This is a genomic window from Arthrobacter sp. (assembly GCF_030540645.1).
Classification (GTDB): domain Bacteria; phylum Actinomycetota; class Actinomycetes; order Actinomycetales; family Micrococcaceae; genus Specibacter.
In genome coordinates, this window is record NZ_JAUNVV010000157.1 from 1 (window position 1) to 2,391 (window position 2,391).

A 2,391-nucleotide genomic window follows, 5' to 3' on the forward strand; every position below is an offset into this window, starting at 1 on the left:
CATAACAGCCAGGCCGGTCACGCCAATTTGTGCAGATCCATTGTGTGCAGACATAGTACCTCCAGAGTCAAACATAATGATTTCTTCCAGCTTATCGGTGCCATGCCTGCTTCCCCAGCTGCGACTGCATGTTGGACGTGAATGTTGGAAAGCTCTCACTGCTCCAGAGCCTCACCTCTGCCACCCTGAGGAGGTAGAACGTCCGGCCTTGTATTTTGTGTAACAGGCGCGTATATTTTTCCATAGACCTTCCACTGTGGCGTCCCCCAATAGCCACAGTGGAAGGTCATTCACTTTAAGTGGGCAGCTGGGGGCCTGCCTGAGCCCTGCTCGATAAGCAACGACCACCTTCCCAGTACGTTAATTTTACATTTTGGCAGTCATCCGGAAATTCTGCATGTCAGTTTGCATCTTCCAGAATCACACGCTATATTTTTGTTACTGGTTCCCCACCACAGCGTCCCCCAATAGCTGTGGCGGGGAACCTTTCAGTTTTAATCAATCCCCCCGGCACGAACATTCAGCCCGCCATGCTCAATGGTTCCCGCATGAGCCACCGCCCTTCCGCGGCATCACATTCGAGTTCCATGGTGACCAGCTCACTGCGCATATTCCGGCCAAGTCGGGCCTGGATACGCCATACCTGGACGTCAACGCGGCCGTGGCCCCTGGGCATACGCTGCGCCTGTTTCCACCACTGCCGCCGCTCATACCAGCGCAATGGTTCTGCGCCGACAATCCATTCTCGGCCGTTGCGGTGCACTGTGAGGGGCACCCCTTCAGTGTTGGTCTGCACGGCCACTTCTGCCAAGGAAAAGTTCATGGCGTGAACGCTACCGGCGGGGTCAGACATTCATGCCAGGCTTCTATTGGAAGGCAAGCAGCCGTAGGAAACGCCCTTCACTGATGACTTCAATGTGCTGCCCAGCAGCCGCCAGCTCCATGGCGCGACGAACCTTCCCACTGGGCACGGAACCTGGCAAGCCAGCAGTCGCATCCACTACAAGAGTGACCTTCTTTGTGGTGGAGTTGGCAATCACCGCACCCTTGGCAGCGGCTGCATCTTGGGCCTCGGCCCGCGGCATGGCGACCAGATCCCCGCTGAACACCAGCGTCTGTCCGTACAGGGGGCCATGGGGATTCGCGTCCGGGGCCGGCTTGGGCAGATCGGCAAGCTTGCGCGTGTAGCCGGAGGCATAGTAGCTGGGCGTGCCACCACTCCTCGTCTTCGGCATCGCTGGCCACAGCTCGTCCAGCGTGGAAGCATTGGTGCGCCGTGCGAGTTCAAGGGCCACATGGGCACTGGCGGCAGCGTCAGCTCCGGCGTCGTGATGGGTGAAGGAGGGCAGGCTCAAGGCGGTGACCACGTCGGAGAGTGAGTATTTGGGCAGCGTCAAGTGCTTGCGGGCCAGATTGAGCGTGCAGCGGTAATCAAAGTCAGGCATCACAGCGCCGCAGGCTTCACTGGCCTTGGAAATTACGGAACGCTCAAAGCTGACGTTGTGACCCACCAGGGCGTCTGCCCCAATGAACTCAAGCATGGGGTGGTGCAGGGTGCTCCAATCGTCCAGCCCGCGCACCTGCGCGGCGGTGATGCCATGAACACCGATGTTCACGGGCAGGAAGTCATCGTAGCCGGGCAGCGGCTTCATCAGCCATGAAGCCTCCTCAACGATCCGTCCGTTGCGGACCTTGGCCATGCCCACAGCGCAAGCCGAGGCGCGGTAGCTGTTAGCTGTTTCAAAGTCGATGGCCGTAAAAGACATCCCGCTCATGTTTCCCCCTGCTGCCGCTTCCCCGCAAGCTCCGGGGTCAACGTTCAATGTATGACCATAACAACTGGCTGTTCGTTAGTGATCATATGCGACGCGGAGCCGCAGTCACCGCTACACTAACTGAGGACACAAACTAATGTCGAAGGTATCCATGATGCCTCGTCAGCAGCCGCTGGCCAAACCGACGCCGACGCTCGTTGCGATGGCAAGTTCCGATTTGAACAGGAGAGCCCATGATCTGGCAGATCATCGTGTTCGTCGTATGCTGGTGCCTCGTGTCTGTCGTAGCCGCTTTCTTGCTCGGGCGCTTGTTTCGCCGGCGGTCCGACCCTTCCCTGAACAACGCAGACACCCTCGATGGCGAACCGTCCGAGGCTAGCGATATGGCACTGGAGCAGGTCATCCCGGAGTCGACGGCGGCCCTGCGAAAGTAACGCTGTGTGCGTTCCCCCGCGAAGGCGGCACGGCCCACGAGCGCAACGGTTCCACTGGGCACAACAAAAAAACCCCGCGATTTCAAGATTGTTTGTCTTGATGCCACGGGGCTTTCCTTTGGTGGGTCCTACCGGGATCGAACCGATGACATCCACGGTGTAAACGTGGCGCTCTACCAGCT

The 2,391-nt window shown here is 58.7% G+C and carries 3 protein-coding genes; 1 reads left to right on the forward strand and 2 read right to left on the reverse strand.

The annotated features are described in order from the left end of the window. Positions 1–520 precede the first annotated feature (520 nt). Positions 521–823 (reverse strand): hypothetical protein, encoded by a 303-nt coding sequence (locus tag Q4P21_RS16190; protein ID WP_303389747.1) that lies wholly within the window; start codon positions 821–823, stop codon positions 521–523. A 43-nt stretch (positions 824–866) separates the two neighbouring features. Then, positions 867–1,775, reverse strand: a complete 909-nt coding sequence (locus tag Q4P21_RS16195) for an exonuclease domain-containing protein (RefSeq protein ID WP_303389748.1) — start codon at positions 1,773–1,775, stop codon at positions 867–869. Between the two features lie 233 nt (positions 1,776–2,008). On the opposite strand from Q4P21_RS16195, the gene Q4P21_RS16200 reads away from it, so the two are divergent. Continuing rightward, positions 2,009–2,209 carry a hypothetical protein gene (locus tag Q4P21_RS16200; protein ID WP_303389749.1) on the forward strand — a complete coding sequence of 67 codons (201 nt, stop codon included), beginning with the start codon at positions 2,009–2,011 and terminating at the stop codon, positions 2,207–2,209. Positions 2,210–2,391: the final 182 nt, after the last annotated feature.